The following is a 21,691-nucleotide window of genomic DNA, read 5'->3' as shown; positions in this document are numbered from 1 at the left end:
CAAAAAAAACCATTGACATAGTCTTCTGATTTAAGTATTGTATTCGAGTATGTTTATAATCAGGAGGTTTATATGAGCAATCAAACTACTACACATCATGTGAAAATGACAACAGCGGATCCATCTGGAATTGGTCTATTTGGATTAGCGATGGTAACACTTGTAGCATCATCTCAAAAGTTAGGCTTAACAGATGGCGTTTCACTTGTATTACCGTGGGCAATCTTTTTAGGAGGATTTGCACAAATCTTTGCTTGCATTCATGATGCAAAGCATAACAATACATTCGGTACAACAGCATTCGGTGCGTACGGTCTATTTTGGCTAGGTGTTGGAATGACTTGGTTAATTCAACTTGGAGTATTTGGCGAAAAATTAGCACAAGCTGCAGATTCAAAACAGCTTGGTGTAGCCTTTATCGGATATTTGATTTTCACAATCTTTATGACAATTGGTGCAATGGAAACACATAAAGTATTATTTATGATTTTCGTCCTTATTGATTTCTTATTTATCGGTCTTTCATTAAGTACTTTAGGTGTTATGCCGCATGCAATGCATAATTTAGCAGCATATTCTGAACTTCTTATTTCGTTATTATCTTTCTACGGTTCAGCAGCAGCAGTGTTAAATACACACTTCGGAAAAGTTGTTTTACCAGTAGGAAAGCCTTTTGGTATTTTTAAAAAATAATAAAAAAGCACAGATGATTGTATAGTCATCTGTGCTTTTTTATTTATTCCGCTCTTTGTGGGCTGTCTGAAAAAGCCTGATTGGTGAGGACTCATTAAACTTTCACTTTATCCCGCTATTTGCCGGGCGGTAAGACACCCCGCCTCAAAATTCAGCGGAAACAAAGAAGTTAGGTGGGGATGAATACCCTCACTGATTAAAGTTTCACTTTATTTGAAATAAGTAATGTGAAATGTAAATAAAAGTAGAAAGAATCAATTGAAATTGATTCTCATTATTAATATAATGAGAATGAGAATCATTTATTGTTAGAGGGGGATGCCAAAGTGGCAAAAATTTTAATAGCTTATGCAAGTATGTCAGGAAATACAGAGAGTATTGCTGATTTAATTAAAGTTAGTTTAGATGCTTTTGATCATGAAGTAGTATTGCAAGAAATGGAAGGCATGGATGCTGAAGAATTATTAGCTTATGATGGAATCATTTTAGGATCTTATACGTGGGGCGATGGTGAATTACCATTTGAAGCGGAAGATTTTCATGATGACTTAGAAAATATAGATTTAGCTGGGAAAAAGGTAGCGGTATTCGGATCGGGTGATACGGCGTATGAACTGTTTTGTGAAGCGGTAACGATATTTGAAGAACGTCTTGTGGAACGCGGTGCAGAGCTTGTACAAGAAGGGCTGAAAATTGAATTAGCTCCAGAAGATGAAGAGGATGTTGAAAAATGCAGTAATTTTGCAATTGCATTTGCTGAGAAGTTCTAAGAATGGGAGTGTCAACGTGGAGACAATGTTAAGTGCAACTGCTATTACAAAGTTAAGAGATGGAAAACTGTTGTTAGCTACTACATATAATGGCTTATTTGTTGAACAAGACGGAGAATGGAAACGAATTTTAAATGGTTTTCAAAAACGAATTAGGGATTTACATAGCGAAGATAATGTAGTTTATGGTGTAGGTGACGAAGGGATTTTTATTCGCAGTATGAATGGTGGAGAGAACTGGACGATTCAGCGTTTTCCAACAAAAGCAACGAGTTGGAATGTATGTAGCACTGTACAAGGAACTGTTGTTGCTCATGGAGAAAAAACGCTGTATCTTTCTAATAATTTCGGTTTGACATGGGAAACTATTCATCCGTTTCTTGAGTATGGCAGTGCGGCACCGTCTATTCGATCATTATTTTTATATAAACATTACTTATTTATTGGTACGAAAATACATGCTAAATATGGTGGTGTTTGGCTCTTTGATTTGAAGACACGTAAATTAAAGAGGATTAAAATTGCGATGAATCAAATGATCTCCGCGTTGACTTTACACAATTCTTATTTAGTAGCGGCAAGTGGATCGTGCAAGGGAGTTAGCGGAAATATTTCTTATTGTAAAATAGATGAAAGTATTGCAAGTGAAAAAATATATTGGCATACATGTCAAAGTGAGCAGAAAGCAAATAGTTATTTAGACTTAAGTGTAGATCAACATGTTTTATATACAACTTCAACGCAAAATAAGGCGGGGATTAGTAGTGTGTGCCGTGTGCTTCTTGAAGAAGGTATTGTTACAGTATGTGATTCAGTTAAAGGGCACGGATGGCGCATTGTTAATCAAAAAGATGGTTATGTAGTAGCCGGATCAGGTGAATTAAAAGCAATGCAGTGGGAACAAAAAATAATTTAAGAAAAAAACTTTACTTTTATTATATTGATATGATATAGTATATTTAAACCATTTTACTTTTAATAATATAGAGATTTAAATGAGCTGTAACTTCCGAGGAGGATAGCAATGTTAAATCTCCTCAGGGGTTGCAGTTTTTTAATATCTGGCTTATTATTGTAAGGTGGTTGAAAATGAATATGTACATATAGGTACATTGTAGGAGGATTTTTTTCATGCAAAACGGTAAAGTAAAATGGTTTAACTCAGAAAAAGGTTTCGGTTTCATCGAAGTTGAAGGCGGAGAAGACGTATTCGTTCATTTCTCAGCTATCCAAGGCGAAGGCTTCAAAACTTTAGAAGAAGGTCAAGAAGTTACTTTCGAAGTAGAACAAGGTAACCGTGGACCTCAAGCTACTAACGTAAACAAGAAGTAATTTTTGAAAAAAGAAGGGCTCGCCCTTCTTTTTTTTTGCATTTTTATAGATGTCCTCCTACTTACATATCATAACAAGACTGAATTTTCATTTATTTATTCGGAGTATTTTTGTATAAAGTACATGAATAAATAAATACTGAAAATAAAGTGTTTGTGTGAAAAGGAATTTAGAAAGAGGTAAATAAATTGAAAAACGCTACACATTTCATTGTGTTTGATATTGAAAGGAATTTCAGACCGTATAAATCAGAAGATCCATCAGAAATAGTTGATATCGGAGCTGTAAAAATAGAAATAGGTACAATGAAGATAATTGAAGAATTTTCGGAGTTAGTAAAACCAAGTGCACGATTAACTCGTCATACAACAAAATTAACCGGTATTACGAAAAAAGATTTAATGGGTGTAGAAAAATTCCCTCAAATTATAGAGAAATTTATTCAGTTCATCGGCGAAGGTTCTATATTTGTTTCATGGGGAAAAGAAGATTATCGCTTTCTATCTCATGATTGTACATTATATGGTGTTGAATGCCCAAGTATAGAAAAAGAAAATAGAATTGATTTGCAAAAATTTGTTTTCCAAGCATATGAGGAATTGTTTGAACATACGCCAAGTTTACAATTTGCGGTAGAACAGCTCGCTTTAACGTGGGAAGGGAAACAGCACCGTGCTTTAGCAGATGCCGAAAATACAGCAAATATACTTCTTAAAGTGTATAGCGAGAGAGATATTAATAAGCGATACAAAAGACATGGTGAACTTGAACTTGTAAAGAACGGGAAACTAACGGAAAAAGCGAAAAAAAAGATGCGAAAATGGGTGTTTAAAGAACTAAAGAAAAATACAGAACGCCCTTTTGAATGGAGTACATTTGAAAGTAGTGACACGTGGGAAAGTATAACGGAAAGATATTATATAAGTGAAAATACAGTAGAACTTCTGAAAAAACATTTTCGTACGGCAGTGAGAAAAGCGGAACGACAGATTAGGTATTTGGCTGAGATGGAGGAGAATACAGAGGTTAAATGAATTTCTCCTCCACCTCTAACTACATACATGTAATAACAGCGTATTGATATTAAATAGGCATCAATTTGTTGTTGTGATTGTGCATTATAATTGTTTTGGGATTGTTAAGACGTAATAAGCGTTTTAAACCGTATTAATAAAATAAAAATATATATAAAGAAAAGAGTGTAGTTTAATGGAAACAATCTTTAACATTTTAACTGTTTTAGTTTTTGGGATAATATTTACCACACAATTAGCATTAACTACACTTTCTTTCATAGTAAAGAAGAATTGGAAAAAACTTAATATCTCTTTAAGTTGTGGTGTATTAAAGTTTAAAATAGAAGAGTAAGATTGAGTTTTGTACAAGGGAGGTGTGATAGTGGTAGACTTGGATATTAAAGATGTCACAGTAAAGATGGAATTAAACGGTGTCTTTTGGAATGAGGATCGGATTGCTGAAATGAAGGTGACTACAAAAGAAGAGCATTCTGTTATTCTTCGTCTAGTAGTTGATTTAGAAAGTAAAACTATTAGGGCGACGAGTGCGGAAATAGTGAATGGATTCTGCCCTCTGTGCAAACAGAAAAGGGACGAATGTAGTGAACTTAATGACTTGCAAAACAAAATGGAAATTTTAGAAGAAGCCTACGATTGGGTGAGAGAACATCCGGAATATCGTTTTCAATTATCTTTTTACGAGTACAATAAATTTGAGGTAGTAAAGTGAAATTTGCATCTTAACAACTTATAGAAGGACTTGGTCAACTAGAAATATTGAAGTAGATATTTCTAATGGAAATAAGCTTGTATAACAAGGAAGGGATGTATTTGATTCTGCAACAAATGTCATCTTGCATCAAAAAAATTTGAAAATAAACATGTTTTATTATAAAGCAGAAAAATCGATTCTTAGTAGAATCGGTTTTTAATATAAACAAAAGAGCGCTTATTAAAAGCGCCCAGTAACAACAGTTATATGGAAGTATTTATCCCGTAAAAGCCCGATTGGTGAGGGTTAATAATTAGTGGGGGATGAACAAAACCCCACTGATTAAAGTTTCACTTTATTCAATACCGCTCGGATCAAACGAATACTGCTGCTTATTCTCAATCCGCTCAATCACATCTTGCAGCTCATCTGGCTTCAGAAACTCAATAGGAGAGAAGCCTTTTTCAAATGTAAGTGTGTCTGCTTCAATCATAAGTACATATCGATCATTTACCTTCGCAATATGTATTTGATCCCCGAAATCAGCAAGCAGGGCCTTCACAGAGATATGATCTGCTTTTAGTTTTAATTCGACTTCAGGAGCATGCTCGACGATTTGAGCAGTTGCTTCCATTACTTCTTCGGTTGAAAATTGTTCCATAATTTCGCGTTTCGGACTGGCAGCCCATACTTCCATCGCTTGGTCGAATTGTTCGCGTTCTTCCGTACCTTCTTCAAATACATCTTCAATTTGGTCGTATACCATGTCCATTACTTGTGTTTTCATAATTTCAGGCATAGAGCGTTCGTATTCGACGAATTTTAAGAAGTCTTCAAAGTAGCGGGCATGTGATGCTTGGTGTATTTTTAGTTCGCCTACTTCAACCATACCTTCTTCAGGCATGTACGGATATTGGATAGATTTCATATTCTTTGTTGTGATGGCCATTTCAACGTTACGAATCAGTGTTGATTCATCAGAAATAGAAGCAACCTTTGGTTCAAAGTCGCATTTCATTACGAATACGAATGGATCATCAAAGTATTTGCGTAGTTTTGCCTGAGCAATTAAAAATACACCACCACGTACAGCGCTTGTGTCAAGATATGTATAAACGAGAGGTTCGCTCATATCTTTAAAGTTTTCTTTTGTTTCTGCAAAGCGAATACGATTAAAAAGGTTGTAATGAGGGTTTGAATCAAGTTCGTGCCCTTCTTCTACAATAAAGCGACCAATTTTTGTTGGGGCTTGTTCTGTTTTTGCATGACGTTCTACTTTTCGCTTCGATATTTTTAATAACTCACCATTCAAAAATTCTTTTAAGGAACTATCTTCATATTCTTCAGCGTCTAAAGTTTGAAAATGTTTGTAGCGTTTATCAACTGCTTCACCTTTTCCTTCTACTTGTACAACATAAAAGGAAAGATAATTTATTTCAAAATCCATATTTATCACCTTGTTTCATTTCATTAACTCTTATCAGTATAGAGATGGAAAAAACTTTCGTCAATTTATATAAGGAAGGGGAAGCCCCTTCCTTTATATAATCTTTATTTTCTCGATTAAAATCCGTCTTCTAATGCTGCGAATGGAATGTTTAGTCTGTTTTCTACTGTGCGTAAACGTTGGTTTAAGCGGTTTAGTCTACGTGTATGGCGCTCAACTGTATTTTCTAGTTGACGAACTCTTTGTTCAAGCTCATTTACGCGTCTTTCTAATTGACGATTTCCAGTGCCAGGAAAAGAGATTGGAAGTTGGAATTGTCTATTTTGGTCATATGGATTCGTGTGCTCTGCTTGATCTATATAAGATTGATATTGTGTTTGTAAGTCATACTGTGGTTGTTGGTACGCATATTGATTATATGGATCATATGGATTGTAGGGATACATAATAACATCCTCCATTTCTTTAAAATAGGTTGAATTCACCATAATGTATGTGCAAAAGCGGAGTGGTGGCACGGCAAATACCTATTTATGTTGACGGGATTTCTCTTTATCCCGCATTAACGGGCAGTAAGACCCCACTGATTAAAGTTTCACTTTATAAAAAATAGCTTGAGGGTTTTTGATTTGTATTTCTTTTGCTTAATGGTATATACTGGATAAAAGAGAGAGTTTACATAAAAGTTACAATTCTATCAAACTCAAACTTTTATGTAAATATGTATAGACATTTATAAAAGAAAAGAGTAATTTATATAGAGTGAAAAATAACTTGTAACATTTTATAAACATATTGTAAAATGATTGTAACAAAACATACATAAAAATGAAATAAATACATAATAGTGATGTTGGGGAAAGGGAGAGAGTATATTGTTCCGTAAAGTAAAGGGTATATTGGTTGGGGTGTTATGTGTAGCTATAATGAGTGGCTGTGGTGCAAAAGTAAGTGATGTTGCATTGGTAAGTGATATTGGTGGGCATACTGTAGAGGCTAAAGCAGAAGTGCAGGATACTATTAGTTTAGTTGATGGTCGAACTGGTACTGAAGTGAAAAAATTAGATTTATCTAGTTTAGGCTATTTTGAAGATGAAGCGAAATTTAAAAAGTCTGTAACAAAGGTTGTTGGTGAGGTTGGAAAAAGCGTCGACAAAAAAATGGTTCCTTCACGTATAGCACCTGATGGAAGTTGGCAAGAAGGAAAACCTTCTTATGAATTAATGGAAAAAGAATTAGTAGATAAATTGTTAAATGTTGGTATGTGGGATGCTACGTATCAGTTGCCGATCGTGGAGAAAAAACCAGTCGCAACATTAAGTGATGCGCAAGGAAATGGTACGGTAATTGGTAGATATGAAACGAACTTAGGTGGTTCAACAGGTGGCCGTATTGAGAATATTCGTTTGTCAGCAGCGAGCATAAATGGAGTTGTGTTAGCAAAAGGAGACCGTTTCTCTTTTAATTCATTAATCGGTGATACAACACCAGATAAAGGATATCAATTAGGGAAAGAAATAGTTGATGGTAAATTAGTAGATGGATATGGCGGTGGTGTTTGTCAAACATCTTCAACTTTATACAATGCAGCAGATCAAGCTGGCCTGAAAATGGTGGAGAGAACTACACATTCTAAAACGGTAGGTTATGTTCCACAAGGAAGAGATGCTACAATTGCATATCCATATTTAGATTTAGTATTTGAAAATACGAATGATGCACCTGTGAAGCTTTATATGGGCATTCAGGGTGGAAAGCTAGTTGCTGAAGTACATAAAATGAGATAAGAGTTAAAATGCCACCTTTTCTAAAAGTTAGAAAAGGTGGCATTTTTATTATGAAAATAAAAATGCATGTGAATTCTGACTTTTCTTATTTACATAGGATGATTTTAGTTGTATCCTTCATAGTAACGGTTATATGTAATGGGAAAATATAGGGATAAGGAGATGAAGTTATTCATGGTAAAAATTCATCCGAAAACACGTATTGGTCATGTTGAATTTAAAGTGAAAGATTTAGAGCGTCAAATTGCTTTTTATGAGAATGTTGTAGGATTAGAGGTAATTAAGCAAGAGGGGAATAAAGCATATTTATCTGGAAAAGGTGGAAAGAACGCGTTACTTGTTCTTGAAAGGTTAGAGGACGGGGTACTGCAAGAACCGCGTACGACTGGTATATATCATGTAGCCTTTTTAGTTCCGACTCGTGAAGCTTTTGCTTCTGCGCTATTTGGGGTTCTTCGTAATAAAAATGTAATTGACAGCCCGGATGAGCAAGAAGGGCGTTATACATATTCAAATGAAATTTTACCAATTTCAAGGTTTAATAGTGCAAGTGATCATACATATAGCGAAGCTTTTTATTTGCAAGATTTAGAGGGGAATGGTATTGAAATTTATGCAGACCGTCCGCGTGATCAATGGGGAGAAGGGCCAGGAGGAAGTACACCACTTGATTTAAAAGAATTGGCAACACTTGTTGATTATGAGTTTGATGGTTTGCCTGCTAATACTGTCGTTGGGCACGTACATTTACGAATAGCTGATGTAGAGAAATCACATGAATTTTATGTGGAAACAGTAGGTTTTGAAGTACAACAGCGTGAAGAGGATTGCTTATTTATTTCAGCAGGGGGATATCATCACCATATTGGTGCAAATACGTGGAACGGAGTAAACAATCCACACCCACCAGTACATGCAATTGGGCTAAAGGTGTATACGATTGTACTACCGTATAAAGAGGCGTTAGATGAAGTGAAAGAAAGATTAATAGAAAAACAACATGAAATAAATGAAACTACAAATGGGTTTGTGGTGGTAGATCCAAGCGGTATTACAGTACAATTTGAAATAGAAGCAGTGTAAAATAAGCGAGAAAGTGTATAATCACTTTCTCGCTTATTTGTGATCATTCATAGCTCAATCCAATATCTTCTTACTACATTCCCATCTTCCTCAGTGAAATCATGATCACGAAGCCCGCCGTTATGTAAAATCGTTTTTTCAGAAGCGGTATTCACTGCGTCGCAAACGACAAGTACTTTCGTGATGTCTAATTCCTTCGTTTTTTCTAATGATAATGCTAGTAATTTCGTAGCATAACCTTTTCTTCTTTCAGAAGGGCGAATGCCATAACCGATATGACCGCCAGCGTTAAATAGATGTTCAGTTAAACTATGACGTATATTAACAGCTCCGACAATTCTATTATTATTTGTAACGAGCCAATATGTAGAATCTGGTACCCAAGTTTCAGGGATATTTATTCCGTTATGCGCATCGAGAAGTTCTTGAACCATAGCTGGGAAGTTAGCAGGATTTTTTGAGATAACCCACGGGATCATTGTTTCACCGCTATCTTTCCATTCGTTATAGAAATCTAAGTATTCTTCTTGTAAATCAGTAGTAGGTGTAAGTAACGAGACGTTCATTGTTAGTAAGCTCCTTTGTTTATGTAGTATTTATAAAAAATTATGATACAAAATGAAAGCGTTTTCTGAAGTTTCTCAACCTAATTTCATGTAATTCACCTTTTATTTTTTAGAAAATTAGTGAAGGTTTAAAATTAGAAGTTATTTATTTTATGTTAATATTTTAAATATTAACATAAAACGACCGGAGTATTAAGTGTATTTTAGTGGTATTCCTTCATGTTGATAAATGGATGTTTGTGATATTTTTTGTTTTATCTATCTATAATGAATGAAAGGGGGAAGTGCCCGTGAGTGTAGATTTTGATTTTATTATACGAATCGGTGTTGCTGGCTTGTTAGGAGCAATGATTGGTATTGAAAGAGAAATTCGATCGAAAGAAGCTGGATTAAAGACTCATTTCCTCGTAGCGGTAGGAAGTGCGTTAATAATGGTTGTTTCGAAATATGCCTTTTCAGATATTGTGTTTGAAGAGCATATGTCTCTAGACCCAAGTCGTATTGCAGCACAAGTCGTTAGTGGAGTTGGTTTTTTAGGTGCAGGCACAATTATTATTCAAAAGCAGGCGGTGAAAGGATTAACGACCGCGGCTGGTTTATGGGCTACTGCCGGTATAGGATTAGCAATTGGAGCGGGAATGTATGTAGTAGGCATTGGAGCGACGATTCTCGTTTTAATTGGTTTAGAAATTGTAAGTCGTATTTTTAAGGTGCAATTTTTATTTCCACAAAATATAACAGTGCAAATGTTTGTAAATAAACATGAAGCGATACAACAAATATTAGAAACACTACAAGTGAAAGGCATCCCAATACTCTCATATGAGGTGGAAGCTTCACAGCAAGGTACAGAAACTGTTTATAAGGTAGGAATGCAACTGAAAAATATATCGTCAGAAGAAAAGAATGAGTTTATTCAGCATATGCAAACATTACCGGAAGTTACGTTTATAAAGTTAAAATCATAGTGTTGAAAACGAGGATAGATGTAGCAGAAATTTTGCTATTATCTATCTTTTTTTGATATAAAATGCACGGAAAGTCAAGCGTTAATTTTACATGGAATGGATACATGTGTGAACGTTACCTTATTTTTTCTCAATACAGGACAAAAAGTAAAAATAGTAAAATAATGGAGCGGGACACTAAAAATGTAAGGTAGGGGAGAGCATGAAAGGCTATTCAAAGAAAATGTTAGTAGGGGTAAGTTTTGCTAGTTTAATGTTAGGGAGTTTTCAAGGGGGAAGTTTGGCAGAAGATACTAAGGGAGAGCAAGTTTCTTATCGAAATGTGCTCAAAATGGAGCCAGTCGGTGTACAACTACCAGTACAAGAATTAGCTCATTCATCGAAAGTGCTCGAAAGCAAGTCTTTTGAGAAAAGGCTACAATTTGCCGATTTATCACAAAGACCACCTGAGGTGAAAAAAGAAAGTAAGCAATTAGCTGTAGCGAAAACTTATACAATTGCTGAATTAAATCAATTAAGCAATCAGCAGTTAGTAGATTTACTTGTAACAATTGATTGGGAGCAAATTACGGGGCTATTTCAGTTTAATACAGACAGTCTAGCATTCTATCAAAATGATAGTAGGATGCAGGCGATTATTGATAAATTGAAGCAGCAAGGACAAGCCTATACGAAGGATGATTCAAAAGGGATTGAGACATTAGTGGAGGTATTACGTTCAGGATTTTATTTAGGATTTTATAATTCGGAACTTAGTAAATTAAATGAACGGAGTTATCATGATAAATGCTTACCTGCATTAAAAGCGATAGCTAACAATTCAAATTTCAAGCTGGGTACATTAGAGCAAAATAGAGTGGTATCATCATACGGAAAGTTAATAGGAAACGCTTCGAGTGATGTGGAAACGATAACATCAGCTGCAAAGATTTTTAAACAATATAATGATAATTTCTCTACATTAGTAGATAATCTTTCAGCTGGAAATGCTATTTACGATATTATGCAAGGTGTTGATTACGATATTCAATCGTATTTGTACGATACGAGGAAAGCACCGAAAGATACAGTATGGTATCAGAAAATAGATAGTTATATTAATGAATTAAGTCGTTTTGCATTAATGGGAACGATTACAGCAAAAACCGGTTGGCTTATTAATAATGGCATTTATTATACAGGTAGACTCGGTACGTTCCATAGTACAGGAACGAAAGGGTTACAAGTTGTAACAGATGCGATGAAAATATATCCATATTTAGGGGAGCAATATTTCGTAGCTGCTGAGCAAATTGCAACGAATTATGGCGGGAAAGATGCAAATGGTAAAGTGGTGAATTTAGATCAAATAAGAGAAGATGGAAAGAAAAAATATTTGCCAAAAACGTATACGTTTGATGATGGGGCAATTGTTTTAAAAGCTGGAGATAAAGTGACAGAAGAAAAAGTAAAACGTTTATATTGGGCGGCAAAAGAAGTGAAGGCACAATTCCATCGTACGGTTGAAAGTGATCAACCTTTAGAAAAAGGAAATCCTGATGATGTATTAACGATGGTTATTTATAATAGCCCAGCGGAATATCAATTTAATCGTCAATTGTACGGATATGAAACGAATAACGGCGGTCTTTATATAGAAGGAACAGGTACGTTCTTTACTTATGAGCGTACGCCAGAAGAAAGTATTTATAGTTTAGAAGAATTATTCCGGCACGAGTTTACGCATTATTTACAAGGTAGATATGAAGTACCAGGGTTATGGGGACAAGGAAAAATATATGAAAATGAAAGATTATCTTGGTTTGAAGAAGGAAATGCTGAATTTTTTGCAGGGGCAACGAGAACGGATAATGTTGTACCGAGAAAGAGTATTATAGGAGGGTTATCTTCAAACCCAGCAGAGCGTTATACGGCAGAGCGAACGTTAAATGCAAAGTATGGAACGTGGGATTTCTATAATTATTCCTTTGCTTTACAATCGTATATGTACAATAAGAGATATGATATGTTTGATAAAATACATGATCTTATTAGGAAAAATGATGTAACAGCATATGATGCATATCGCTCTACATTAAGTAAAGATGCGAATTTAAATAAAGAATATCAAGACTATATGCAAATGTTAGTTGATAATCGTGAGAAATATAATGTGCCATTAGTATCAGACGATTATTTAGCGAATCATGCATCGAAGCCAGTTTCAGATATTGCAGCAGAAATAACAGCGGAAGCAAAATTGAAAAATGTATCAGTGAAGAAAAATAAATCACAGTTCTTTAATACATTCACACTACAAGGAACATATACAGGAACTGCAGCAAAAGGAGAATATGAAGATTGGAAAACAATTACACAAAACGTTAATGATACGTTAAAACGTTTAAGTGCAAAGGAATGGACAGGCTATAAAACAGTAACAGCATACTTCGTAAATTATCGCGTGAATGCATCAGGACAATTTGAATATGATGTTGTGTTCCATGGTATTAATACGGAAGAAGGGGCAGAGAATAAAGCACCAGTTGCGGTTATAAACGGTCCGTATAGTGGAAATGTAAATGAAGCAATTTCATTTACAAGCAACGGATCAAAAGATGAAGATGGGAAAATTATTTCATATAAATGGGAGTTTGGTGATGGAGCAGTAAGTAATGAGCAAAATCCAACTCACGTATATACAAAAGAAGGAACGTATACGGCTAAATTAACAGTAACAGACGATAAAGGAGCAACTAATACTGCTACAGCGACTGTAGCTGTTCAAAAGAAAGAAGATAACAGTGTAGAAAAAGAACCGAATAACTCATTCCAAACAGCAAACAAACTGCAGTTAAATCAAGTCTTACGTGCTAGTTTAGGAAATGGCGATACAAGTGATTTCTTTGAAATTAATGTGGAAACTGCTAAAAACCTTCAAATTAACGTAACGAATGAAAATAATATTGGAATGAACTGGGTACTTTATTCTGAAGCAGATTTAAATAATTATGTTACGTATGCTCAGCAACAAGGGAATAAATTAGTAGGTAGCTACTACACGTATCCAGGGAAGTATTATTTACATGTGTATCAGTATGGCGGGGGGACAGGGAATTATACGGTGGAAGTAAAGTAGTAAAAGGGGAGTTGTCTTTTTCAATGAATGGAAAAAGGTCTGTACTTTAATGAAAAAACAACTGCAGGAAATGTCACTAGTGATAATAACAAATTAAGTGTCGCGAGATATTATATTTACATTAAACAAATCTAATCAGTAAATGAGATAAAATCGATGAACTAGTATTTCATCACGATGTAAGAAAAGTTATAAATATTAAGTGCGTTTAATGTAGTTAAACTAAAGGATCAGAGTGTATCTGTAACAATAGATAAGCTCTGATCCTTATTATATTTAATTAACGCATATGAATTTAAGATAATTAATAAATAAGCTAGCTAGCGGGATTCTTAAAATTCATTTATGTAATTAACTAAACAGAAAATTGTTATCACATTAGCAAGGGATACTAATAGAAAAGCGTGTCCCTTTACCTAATTCACTCTCTATTTCTATATCTCCGTTTAATTCTCTAATAATACTATAAGCAATCATAGTACCAAGCCCAGTTCCTTTTTCTGTTGTTGAATAGAATGGCAAAGCAATTCGTTTTATTTGTTGAGATGACATCCCAATTCCTGAATCAATAATATCAATTATGATATTTCCTTTTACTTTTTGTATATTTATTTGTAATAATCCACCATTTTTCATAGCCTCAATTCCGTTTTGGATGATGTTGTTTAGACAGAGTTTGAATTTTTCGGGGTCCCCATTTATATAAAAGGAATCTGTACTATTTTGTTTGATTTCAACTTTGTATGATAAAGCGAGTGGTGAAATAGTATCTTTCACCTGATTTAAAATGTGATTAATATCTATTTTTTCTTTTAGGGTATTCTGTGGTTTGGTTAAAGATAAATAGTTATTAATAGTAGATTGTATTTGCTGCATTTCAATTAACATGATTTCTAAGTATTGATCCTGAGATAGCTTAGAGGCATGTTTTTCATTTAATAATTGAGTGAATCCATGTACCGTGGTTAGTGGATTGTGGATTTCGTGTGCAATTGACGCTGCTAGTTCGCTAGCTATATAAAATTTTTCAGCCCGTTGCAGTTTTTCTTTCATTTTATATTTCTCAATCATTTCCTCTATAAAATAAACTGATAATAATACTGTGAAAATATTAATGATTATATAATTTAATAAAAATTCTATGAGAGTAGAGTCTATTTTACCTCCTGTATTTATTTGAGTTACAATACCGCAAATAGAAAGGGAAGCTGTACATACTAAAATAAGAAGTAAGCTTAATAATATCTTTTTTTCTTTAAAATACATAGGTAATAAGTAACGAAAGAGCATTGTTATAACAGAAATGATAGTAAAGATAATAAATGATGGAAGAACGCCATTTCCGCCTAAGTAAAACCGGTAAGAAAGATATAAAATTCCTATAAAAACAATGTTTTTTGTATTTCCATATAGAAAAACTAATATTATAGGAATAAAACGTAAATCATAAATAAATCCCACATGTAAATGAAAAGGAAAAGTCATACAAAAAATAATAGCAATGGAGGAAAGGATAGAAAATAACATATTATTACATGTTATTTTTTCTTTAAACTCTAGCCAAAATACGTGATAGCTAAGGATACAAATTATTATAATAAAGGTATTTAATAAAAGAGTAGAAATTCCCATAGTTTTGCATCTCCGATAGTTTGTAAGTAGAATTATGTATGAGTTGGACATAGATGTTTAGTATTAGTAGACTTTTTATCTAAAAAAGGAAGGGTACTTGAAAAGTGCTGTTATATTACTCGTATTAAAATTGATAAGGAAAATAGAAAAAATAATAGATAAAAAATCTATTTAAATTTATGTATATATGAAATTATAAACTAACTTTTGTATAGGTGAAATTTGGATTGAGTTACTGATAAAATAAGTCTTTTTAAGTATGAATATTCTGTGAAAATGATATGCGTGGTGACTCCTGTTTTGTAGCCTTCGTTATATTAACATGGAATATATCAAATTACAAAGTGAAATTTTAGAAAAATTTTATTAGTACATTTTATCTGAAATAGAAATGCTATTTATTTGAGTATTTTGGTACTTAATCGTAGAAAACTTTGTTAGAAAAAGATTTTAAAATTTACATGTTTTTTATGAAGTGTAATATTGTAGCTTTATCTATGTGGCTTTCTCAATAACTATTAAGGCGTAAAGTTAAAATATATAGGTTTATAGATATGAATTATTACATAAAAGCGCACTTAAAAAAGGATGTATGATGGTAATAGAATACAAACATCAAGGGGGAACTTAAAATGAAGTTAAATAAACTAGTGCTTAGTTGTGGAGTAGTTTCAGCATTAACATTTGGTGTGTTAGGGAATAATACTTATGCTGAAGAAGTACACAAAACGAACGATCCAATTCATGTAGTTGAACATGTTTCTGCAGACTTATTATTAACCCAAACAATGGATTATAGTGGCGAAGCTGTAACTTCTTTCGTATATGATGGGAGTGCTGACTTAAGCTTCTCTATGAAAAATAATGGTCAAAATACAATGGGATATAGTGTAAAAGGTCCAAATACAGAGCTAATTGTTGGTGGTTATATAAAACCTGGAGAACAACAAATTAATGTTACAAATGTACGGAATGCTTTATCTTCATTACCGAATGGAACATATAAAATTTACGTTTCAAATGATGATGGTTCTAAGGGGCAATTCCAAGTTTCAGTAAGATCTATGAATTAAATTTAAAACGCTATGCTTTTAAGTTAATTTAATCTTTACTTATCGGAAAGAAGCTAAATTGAATTGAGAATTACCGATAAAAATAAAAACGAGCACCTTATCTAATTGAGAGGGTGTTCGTTTTTTGCTATTAAACAGAAAATAATTATAAATATATTTTGATATTCCCATTGCTAACCTACTAGATTGTGTCAACGAGAGAATGTCTACTATAAAAGATAGTAAAATAAAGATGATGTAACATTCCGCTAAATTATATGGGGAAATAGAAAAACCACCCTTATATGAGTGGTTTTTAGTAATTATTTTTAGGTTATACATTTAAAATTAGGCTAAGTTATAGAAATAATAAACATTTAATCCGTTGTTATTATTTTGGTTCTGGATAATGATTGTAGTATGAGATTCTAATAAATTCTTGGTAGACATTTGTTAATTTGGCATCTCTAAGAGCATCGTTGAATTTTTGCATACGTACACTCCCTTGAGCGTAGCCTCCACCTGGAGTATAAGGGTTTCTAGCTTCAAAGTCATCCAAAAATACTTTTAATTTTTTATAGTCTTGAGATTGATAGAAAGCCACGGCCTCTTCAGGAGTGACATCAAAGTAAGAGGATGACGTTGAGTTATAAGAAGCTGCTTGAGCAGTAGGTGCCTCTAGCATAGTTGCAGCTCCACCGAACATAGTAAGCGCCATAGAAGATACAATAATTTTTTTAAACATAATAAAACCTCCATGTAGAATATTAGATTAATAGTAATCCTGTAATCATTATAGTTACAGTGAAAATGATTATCAAATGCAATATTGCATAATATATCCCACTATTTTTGGGGAGTAAGACTCCCGCCCAAAAATTCAATGAAAGCAAAGAAGTTAGGTGGGAATCGGGCAGATTAAAGTTTCATTTTATTCTTTGAACGAGAAGTCACCTTTATATTTAAATGGAGGAGTGTAATAGATTAAAAGAGGTGTATAAATTACTCAGGTTAACAAAAAAATGAAAAGGCTATTTTAAATAGGGGAAAGCTTAATAACTGGAGTAAAGGAATTGCTATTTATATATTTAACATACATATTTGTCTTTTAAATTGTAGGCGTGTTTTAGAATTTGTATATAGTAAATTCGTTAAAAAACTTGATAAATAATAAAATGTGTAAATTTTTTGACTATTTTATTAAAATTATTTAATATTTGTAATTTATTGTTTTATAATGATAATTGGGTCGATCGTGAATGTTTTAGATATTGCGATATATACTCGGATTAATTTATTCTAGGGAGGTTACAAAATTGGGTAAGAGAGTCATTATAAGAGTTTTTACATTATTATCAGTACTGGCATTATTCCTTAATGTATTTTTACCTAGGGCTAGTGCAGAGGTTATGACGCATGAGAAATATTCAATGGACTGGAGTTATAGTAATAGTCTAGGTAAGTACATTCGCACTGAAATGATTAAAAATTCAAGTGGTCAAATTGCTTATTGCTTAACCCTTGGATTAAAATCACCAAATGGTGAAGATCTTCCTGAAATGGGGAAAACAGATAATGTAGTATATAGAGTCTTATTAAATGGTTTCCCGCAAAAAAGTGCTGAACAGCTGGGAGTAGCTAATAAAAATGAAGCGCATTATGCAACGCAACTTGCGGTTTGGAATGCATTAGGTCAACTCGATGTAAATGAATTAAAACATGAGAATAAAAATGTTGAAAAAGCAGCTAAGGCTATTATTAGTAATGCTAATAATAGTGAAGAGACTCAAGATGTTTTTATGAATGTGATTCCTGCTGAAAAGCAAAAAGCAGAATTAAAGGGTGAATTCTTCGAAACAAATCTATATTCAGTACAAACAAATGCTAAGAGTGGTTCTTATAAGGTAGTAGCGAAAAATGCACCTAATGGAGTTAGAATTGTTAGTGAAAGTGGAGAAGTGAAAGATCAGCTTTCAGTTGGAGAAAAATTTCGTATCCAAATTCCTAAGAATACAAAAACGGGTGAATTTAATTTAAGTGTTGCTGCTAATTTAACTAAAGTTCAAGCAATTGCTTATCGTGGTACGGATACTGTTCAGAATGCTACAGTACTATTAGAGAGAAATGAAGAAAAGCTTAGTAGTGATCTTGCAGTAAATTGGGAAGCAGCTGGTTCTTTAAAAATTAAAAAGGTTGGAGAAAATGGAGAAGTTTTAGCTGGTGCAGTATTTGAGGTCTTTAATGCAAATAATGAATCAGTCGGAAAAATCACGACTGGTGCTGATGGTATGGCAGAATTAAACAACTTACCAATTGGTACTTACACATTAAAAGAAATTAAAGCACCAACAGGCTATGTTTCAGATGATAAACCACAAACTATTGAAGTTAAGACAGGGGAAACAGGAGCTGTCCAAATAGTAAATAACAAAGTAAAAGGTAACATCGAAATTAAAAAGCTTAGTGATTCAGGAAAGATTTTACCAAATGTTGAATTCACAGTCTTCACTGAAGATGGAAAAGAAGTGAAAAAAGTAGTAACAAAAGAAAATGGAATTGCAAACGTTGAAGGTCTTACGTATGGTAAATATTATTTCTTAGAGACAAAAACACCTAATGGATATATTGGAAATAAGACAAAGTATCCTTTTGAAATTAAAGAGCACAATAAAACACTTACTTTTACAGTGGAAAATACCGAAGTGAAAGGTAGTGTAAAATTACTAAAAGTAGATAATGAAGATATTAGTAAAAAATTAGAAGGTGCAGCATTCGAGCTAAAAGATGCAAGTGGAAAAGTAGTTGGGGAATATAAGACAGATAAAAATGGTGAGATTAACGTCAAAGATTTAGCGTATGGTAAATATTCATTTGTAGAAAAGGCTTCTCCAAATGGTTACGTTCTTGTTAAAGAACCGATTGCGTTCGAAATAAAGGAACATGGAAAGATTATTGAGTTATTGGCAGTTAATCATCTTATCAAAGGTGATCTAGAAATTACAAAGGTAGATGTAGCTGATGGAAATAACAAGCTTCCAAATGCAGAATTTACAATTTATAACGAAGCAGGAAAAGAAGTAGTAAAAGGTAAAACAGATGATAAAGGTATCGCTAAATTTGAAAAGTTACCATTTGGAAAATACACATATAAAGAAACTGTTGCACCAAACGGTTATATCTTAAATGAAGAGACGTTTTCTTTTGAAATTAAAGAGAATGGTCAAATCATTAAACACATTGTCAAAGATGAGAAGATTCCTTCAATTAAAACAACAGCATCTGATAAAAAAGATGGTACAAAAGAAATGCACACTTCTAAGTCTGTAACAATCCAAGATAAAGTGGAATTCAAAGACCTACAAGTAGGTAAAGAGTACACTTTAAAAGGTAAATTAATGGATAAAAAGACTAATAAACCATTCGTTGTAAATGGTAAAGAAGTAACTGCTGAAACGAAGTTTACACCAAAAGAAGCAAATGGTTCTATTACATTAGACTTCACATTTGATGCAACTGGTTTAGAAGAAAAAGAAGTAGTAGTATTTGAAGAGTTACTGAAAGACGGAAAAGTTGTTACGACACATGCTGATATCAATGATAAAGGTCAAACAGTTAAGTTCGTTAAGCCATCAGTAAAAACGACAGCAACAAACAAAGCTGATGGTGGAAAAGAGATTCATTCAAAGGATTCTATCACTATTCAAGACAAAGTGGAGTATACTAACTTAGTTGTAGGTAAAGAGTACACTGTAAAAGGTAAACTAATGAACAAAGCTATTAACAAACCATTATTAATTGATGGAAAAGAAGTAACAGCTGAAACGAAGTTTACTGCAAAAGAAAAGAATGGGTTTGTAACATTAGACTTTACTTTTGTTGGTGCTGAACAGCAAGGAAGAGAAGTAGTCGTGTTTGAAGATTTATTACATGAGGGTCAAGTAATTGCAACTCATGCTGACATTAACGATGTAGGTCAAACAGTTCGATTTGTAGAACCTTTTATTAAAACGGCAGCAACAAACAAAGCTGATGGTTCTAAAGAGTTAGATGCTTCTAAATCTGTAACAATCCAAGATAAAGTGGAATACAAAGACTTAATCGTGGGTAAAGAGTACGTTGTAAAAGGCAAACTAATGGATAAAGCAACAAACAAGCCATTATTAGTTGATGGTAAAGAAGTAACAGTAGAATCTAAGTTTACTGCTAAAGAGAAAAATGGTTCTATCACACTAGATTTCACATTTAATGCTTCTGCATTACAAGGTAAAGAAGTAGTAGTATTTGAAGAACTGTATCAAGATAATATATTAGTAGCTATTCACGCTGAAATTGAAGATAAGGGACAAACAGTGAAATTTAAAGAAGTAAAACCAGAGCAACCAAAACCAGAACAGCCGAATCAAGATAAAAATACTCCAACTACAGAACAACCAAAAGAGCAACCACAATCTAAGAAAGAAGTTCAATCTAAAATTGGATGGTTACCGCAAACAGGTACTAATCTTACAAGTTGGATTTCTATGGCTGCAGGAGCATTACTGTTAATTGCTGGTGGAGTTATTTTCTTAAAACGTAAAAATGCATAAAAACTAAAAAATAAGCACATCTGTTTTTATAACAAGATGTGCTTATTTTTATCATTTTAGCCAAGAAGACTCCTATATTTAAGCGTGAATGGCATTTAAAATAGCAACTTTATTTGTAGTAAACAATACATAATTTTGTTTTACTGTTTTAATTAAAATACGGTCTGTTTTCCCATAAGATGTTCCAATACGTATTACATCTACTTCTTCAACACCAGCATAGGTAGCATCTTCGGTAACCTCAATCACATCACGTAATGGAATTGTAATCTCCGCCAATTGCCATGAAATAATTAATTCTTCATTTGTTTTTTTTACATTAATGCCTAGCATTATACCAAGACCTTTCAATAATAATAATAATATGCTACACTTCTAATCTTATTATATAAATTTTTAGATTATTTATCTATATATAGGAATAGAATTTATTTCTATTTATGAGCATCTTAATGATGTCAAACAAATAGAAGGATATACAGTCTTTCTATTAAGAAATATGTTAAGAACAAAATTTTACTTCAAATTAATATGAATTTGATATGGTTGAGATATTATGAACGAGAAACAGTAAGAGTTGCAGGAAGGAAATGAATAATGAGACTTGAATTAGTAGGGATTTTCATTTGTGTAATTATGATGTTAGGTATCTTTATAATTTACACCAATCAATCTATTGCTAAAGAATCAGATAAGATGAACTATGAATCTCGTGAAAACTTCATAAATAAAGAGAAAGATAGTAGAGGAAAAAGGCAATCAAAATACACTGAAAGTTCTTTTGCTAGTATACAGGCTGTAGTTAATAAGGAATATGGATTACCCGAAGACTTAGTGGACAGGATTGTTACTGCATTAACAGATAAACCTAATGTGTAAATTATTCAGTGTTTATGAATTCTATTATTACTATTTAAAGCCTAATTTCT

The 21,691-nt window shown here is 33.1% G+C and carries 18 protein-coding genes and 1 pseudogene; 13 read left to right on the top strand and 6 right to left on the bottom strand.

Translation table 11 applies throughout. The features are described from left to right. Positions 1 to 72: 72 nt before the first annotated feature. The 6 genes from NST90_RS16515 to NST90_RS16490 all read left to right on the top strand — a co-directional run bounded on the left by NST90_RS16515 (position 73) and on the right by NST90_RS16490 (position 4,541). Positions 73 to 693, top strand: a complete 621-nt coding sequence (locus NST90_RS16515) for a GPR1/FUN34/YaaH family transporter (RefSeq protein ID WP_000070938.1) — start codon at positions 73 to 75, stop codon at positions 691 to 693. A 326-nt stretch (positions 694 to 1,019) separates the two neighbouring features. Further along, complete coding sequence (locus NST90_RS16510; RefSeq protein WP_001062752.1) at positions 1,020 to 1,463, top strand: flavodoxin; 444 nt, start codon at positions 1,020 to 1,022, stop codon at positions 1,461 to 1,463. Between the two features lie 16 nt (positions 1,464 to 1,479). Further along, entirely contained in the window at positions 1,480 to 2,379 is a 900-nt protein-coding gene (locus NST90_RS16505; protein WP_061113625.1) for a hypothetical protein, read from the top strand. A gap of 215 nt (positions 2,380 to 2,594) precedes the next feature. Continuing rightward, positions 2,595 to 2,795: a cold shock-like protein CspB gene (gene cspB, locus NST90_RS16500; protein ID WP_001179150.1), complete on the top strand. Its 201-nt coding sequence runs from the start codon at positions 2,595 to 2,597 to the stop codon at positions 2,793 to 2,795. A 188-nt stretch (positions 2,796 to 2,983) separates the two neighbouring features. Then, complete coding sequence (locus tag NST90_RS16495) at positions 2,984 to 3,829, top strand: exonuclease (RefSeq protein WP_000786419.1); 846 nt, start codon at positions 2,984 to 2,986, stop codon at positions 3,827 to 3,829. Positions 3,830 to 4,193: 364 nt separating this feature from the next. Continuing rightward, complete coding sequence (locus NST90_RS16490) at positions 4,194 to 4,541, top strand: hypothetical protein (RefSeq protein WP_000227983.1); 348 nt, start codon at positions 4,194 to 4,196, stop codon at positions 4,539 to 4,541. Between the two features lie 337 nt (positions 4,542 to 4,878). Here the strand turns inward: NST90_RS16490 and NST90_RS16485 are convergent, their stop codons facing one another. After that, positions 4,879 to 5,970 (bottom strand): DUF3900 domain-containing protein, encoded by a 1,092-nt coding sequence (locus tag NST90_RS16485; protein WP_000345046.1) that lies wholly within the window; start codon positions 5,968 to 5,970, stop codon positions 4,879 to 4,881. Between the two features lie 116 nt (positions 5,971 to 6,086). Then, positions 6,087 to 6,416 carry a hypothetical protein gene (locus NST90_RS16480; RefSeq protein ID WP_000283715.1) on the bottom strand — a complete coding sequence of 110 codons (330 nt, stop codon included), beginning with the start codon at positions 6,414 to 6,416 and terminating at the stop codon, positions 6,087 to 6,089. A gap of 429 nt (positions 6,417 to 6,845) precedes the next feature. Here NST90_RS16480 and NST90_RS16475 point away from each other — a divergent pair, with 429 nt between their 5' ends. Together NST90_RS16475 and NST90_RS16470 are read left to right on the top strand one after the other, a co-directional pair. Continuing rightward, positions 6,846 to 7,757, top strand: a complete 912-nt coding sequence (locus NST90_RS16475) for a VanW family protein (RefSeq protein WP_000488973.1) — start codon at positions 6,846 to 6,848, stop codon at positions 7,755 to 7,757. A 138-nt stretch (positions 7,758 to 7,895) separates the two neighbouring features. Then, positions 7,896 to 8,840: a VOC family protein gene (locus NST90_RS16470; RefSeq protein ID WP_141402239.1), complete on the top strand. Its 945-nt coding sequence runs from the start codon at positions 7,896 to 7,898 to the stop codon at positions 8,838 to 8,840. A gap of 47 nt (positions 8,841 to 8,887) precedes the next feature. On the opposite strand, the gene NST90_RS16465 is transcribed toward NST90_RS16470, so the two are convergent. After that, the gene (locus NST90_RS16465) at positions 8,888 to 9,406 is read right to left on the bottom strand and encodes a GNAT family N-acetyltransferase (protein WP_001103123.1); all 519 of its coding nucleotides are present in this window, start codon (positions 9,404 to 9,406) and stop codon (positions 8,888 to 8,890) included. 290 nt (positions 9,407 to 9,696) lie between these two features. Between NST90_RS16465 and NST90_RS16460 the strand changes: the two genes are divergently transcribed. Next, positions 9,697 to 10,374: an MgtC/SapB family protein gene (locus tag NST90_RS16460; RefSeq protein WP_000109719.1), complete on the top strand. Its 678-nt coding sequence runs from the start codon at positions 9,697 to 9,699 to the stop codon at positions 10,372 to 10,374. A gap of 202 nt (positions 10,375 to 10,576) precedes the next feature. Beyond that, positions 10,577 to 13,492, top strand: coding sequence for a collagenase ColA (colA, locus tag NST90_RS16455; RefSeq protein WP_000679510.1), 2,916 nt, complete (start codon positions 10,577 to 10,579; stop codon positions 13,490 to 13,492). 378 nt (positions 13,493 to 13,870) lie between these two features. On the opposite strand, the gene NST90_RS16450 is transcribed toward colA, so the two are convergent. Next, on the bottom strand, positions 13,871 to 15,124 hold the full coding sequence (locus NST90_RS16450) for a HAMP domain-containing sensor histidine kinase (RefSeq protein WP_000513016.1): 1,254 nt from the start codon (positions 15,122 to 15,124) through the stop codon (positions 13,871 to 13,873). A gap of 632 nt (positions 15,125 to 15,756) precedes the next feature. On the opposite strand from NST90_RS16450, the gene NST90_RS16445 reads away from it, so the two are divergent. Continuing rightward, entirely contained in the window at positions 15,757 to 16,197 is a 441-nt protein-coding gene (locus NST90_RS16445) for a hypothetical protein (RefSeq protein ID WP_048535983.1), read from the top strand. Positions 16,198 to 16,567: 370 nt separating this feature from the next. Here NST90_RS16445 and NST90_RS16440 read toward each other — a convergent pair whose 3' ends face one another. Then, entirely contained in the window at positions 16,568 to 16,921 is a 354-nt protein-coding gene (locus tag NST90_RS16440) for a hypothetical protein (protein WP_000473483.1), read from the bottom strand. Between the two features lie 571 nt (positions 16,922 to 17,492). Here NST90_RS16440 and NST90_RS16435 point away from each other — a divergent pair. Beyond that, complete coding sequence (locus NST90_RS16435) at positions 17,493 to 20,762, top strand: VaFE repeat-containing surface-anchored protein (RefSeq protein ID WP_283748141.1); 3,270 nt, start codon at positions 17,493 to 17,495, stop codon at positions 20,760 to 20,762. A gap of 78 nt (positions 20,763 to 20,840) precedes the next feature. On the opposite strand, the gene NST90_RS16430 is transcribed toward NST90_RS16435, so the two are convergent. After that, positions 20,841 to 21,095, bottom strand: coding sequence for a hypothetical protein (locus NST90_RS16430; protein ID WP_025708935.1), 255 nt, complete (start codon positions 21,093 to 21,095; stop codon positions 20,841 to 20,843). 264 nt (positions 21,096 to 21,359) lie between these two features. Here NST90_RS16430 and NST90_RS16425 point away from each other — a divergent pair. Further along, positions 21,360 to 21,593: pseudogene (locus NST90_RS16425) on the top strand (hypothetical protein); the annotation flags it as partial. Between the last annotated feature and the right edge of the window lie 98 nt (positions 21,594 to 21,691).

The sequence above is a fragment of the Bacillus sp. FSL E2-8900 genome (assembly GCF_037966225.1).
GTDB classification, from domain to species: Bacteria; Bacillota; Bacilli; order Bacillales; family Bacillaceae_G; genus Bacillus_A; species Bacillus_A cereus.
The sequence above is the reverse complement of the archived record's forward strand: the minus strand, read 5'-3'. Positions and strand labels throughout refer to the sequence as shown.

Bases quoted from the DNA above. Each gene is read 5' to 3' on its own strand.
- cspB (WP_001179150.1), top strand. From the start codon at position 2,595: ATGCAAAACGGTAAAGTAAAATGGTTTAACTCAGAAAAAGGTTTCGGT.
- NST90_RS16450 (WP_000513016.1), bottom strand. From the start codon at position 15,124: ATGGGAATTTCTACTCTTTTATTAAATACCTTTATTATAATAATTTGT.
- NST90_RS16470 (WP_141402239.1), top strand. From the start codon at position 7,896: ATGGGAAAATATAGGGATAAGGAGATGAAGTTATTCATGGTAAAAATT.
- NST90_RS16480 (WP_000283715.1), bottom strand. From the start codon at position 6,416: ATGTATCCCTACAATCCATATGATCCATATAATCAATATGCGTACCAA.
- NST90_RS16430 (WP_025708935.1), bottom strand. From the start codon at position 21,095: ATGCTAGGCATTAATGTAAAAAAAACAAATGAAGAATTAATTATTTCA.
- NST90_RS16485 (WP_000345046.1), bottom strand. From the start codon at position 5,970: ATGGATTTTGAAATAAATTATCTTTCCTTTTATGTTGTACAAGTAGAA.
- NST90_RS16440 (WP_000473483.1), bottom strand. From the start codon at position 16,921: ATGTTTAAAAAAATTATTGTATCTTCTATGGCGCTTACTATGTTCGGT.
- NST90_RS16515 (WP_000070938.1), top strand. From the start codon at position 73: ATGAGCAATCAAACTACTACACATCATGTGAAAATGACAACAGCGGAT.
- NST90_RS16465 (WP_001103123.1), bottom strand. From the start codon at position 9,406: ATGAACGTCTCGTTACTTACACCTACTACTGATTTACAAGAAGAATAC.
- NST90_RS16445 (WP_048535983.1), top strand. From the start codon at position 15,757: ATGAAGTTAAATAAACTAGTGCTTAGTTGTGGAGTAGTTTCAGCATTA.
- colA (WP_000679510.1), top strand. From the start codon at position 10,577: ATGAAAGGCTATTCAAAGAAAATGTTAGTAGGGGTAAGTTTTGCTAGT.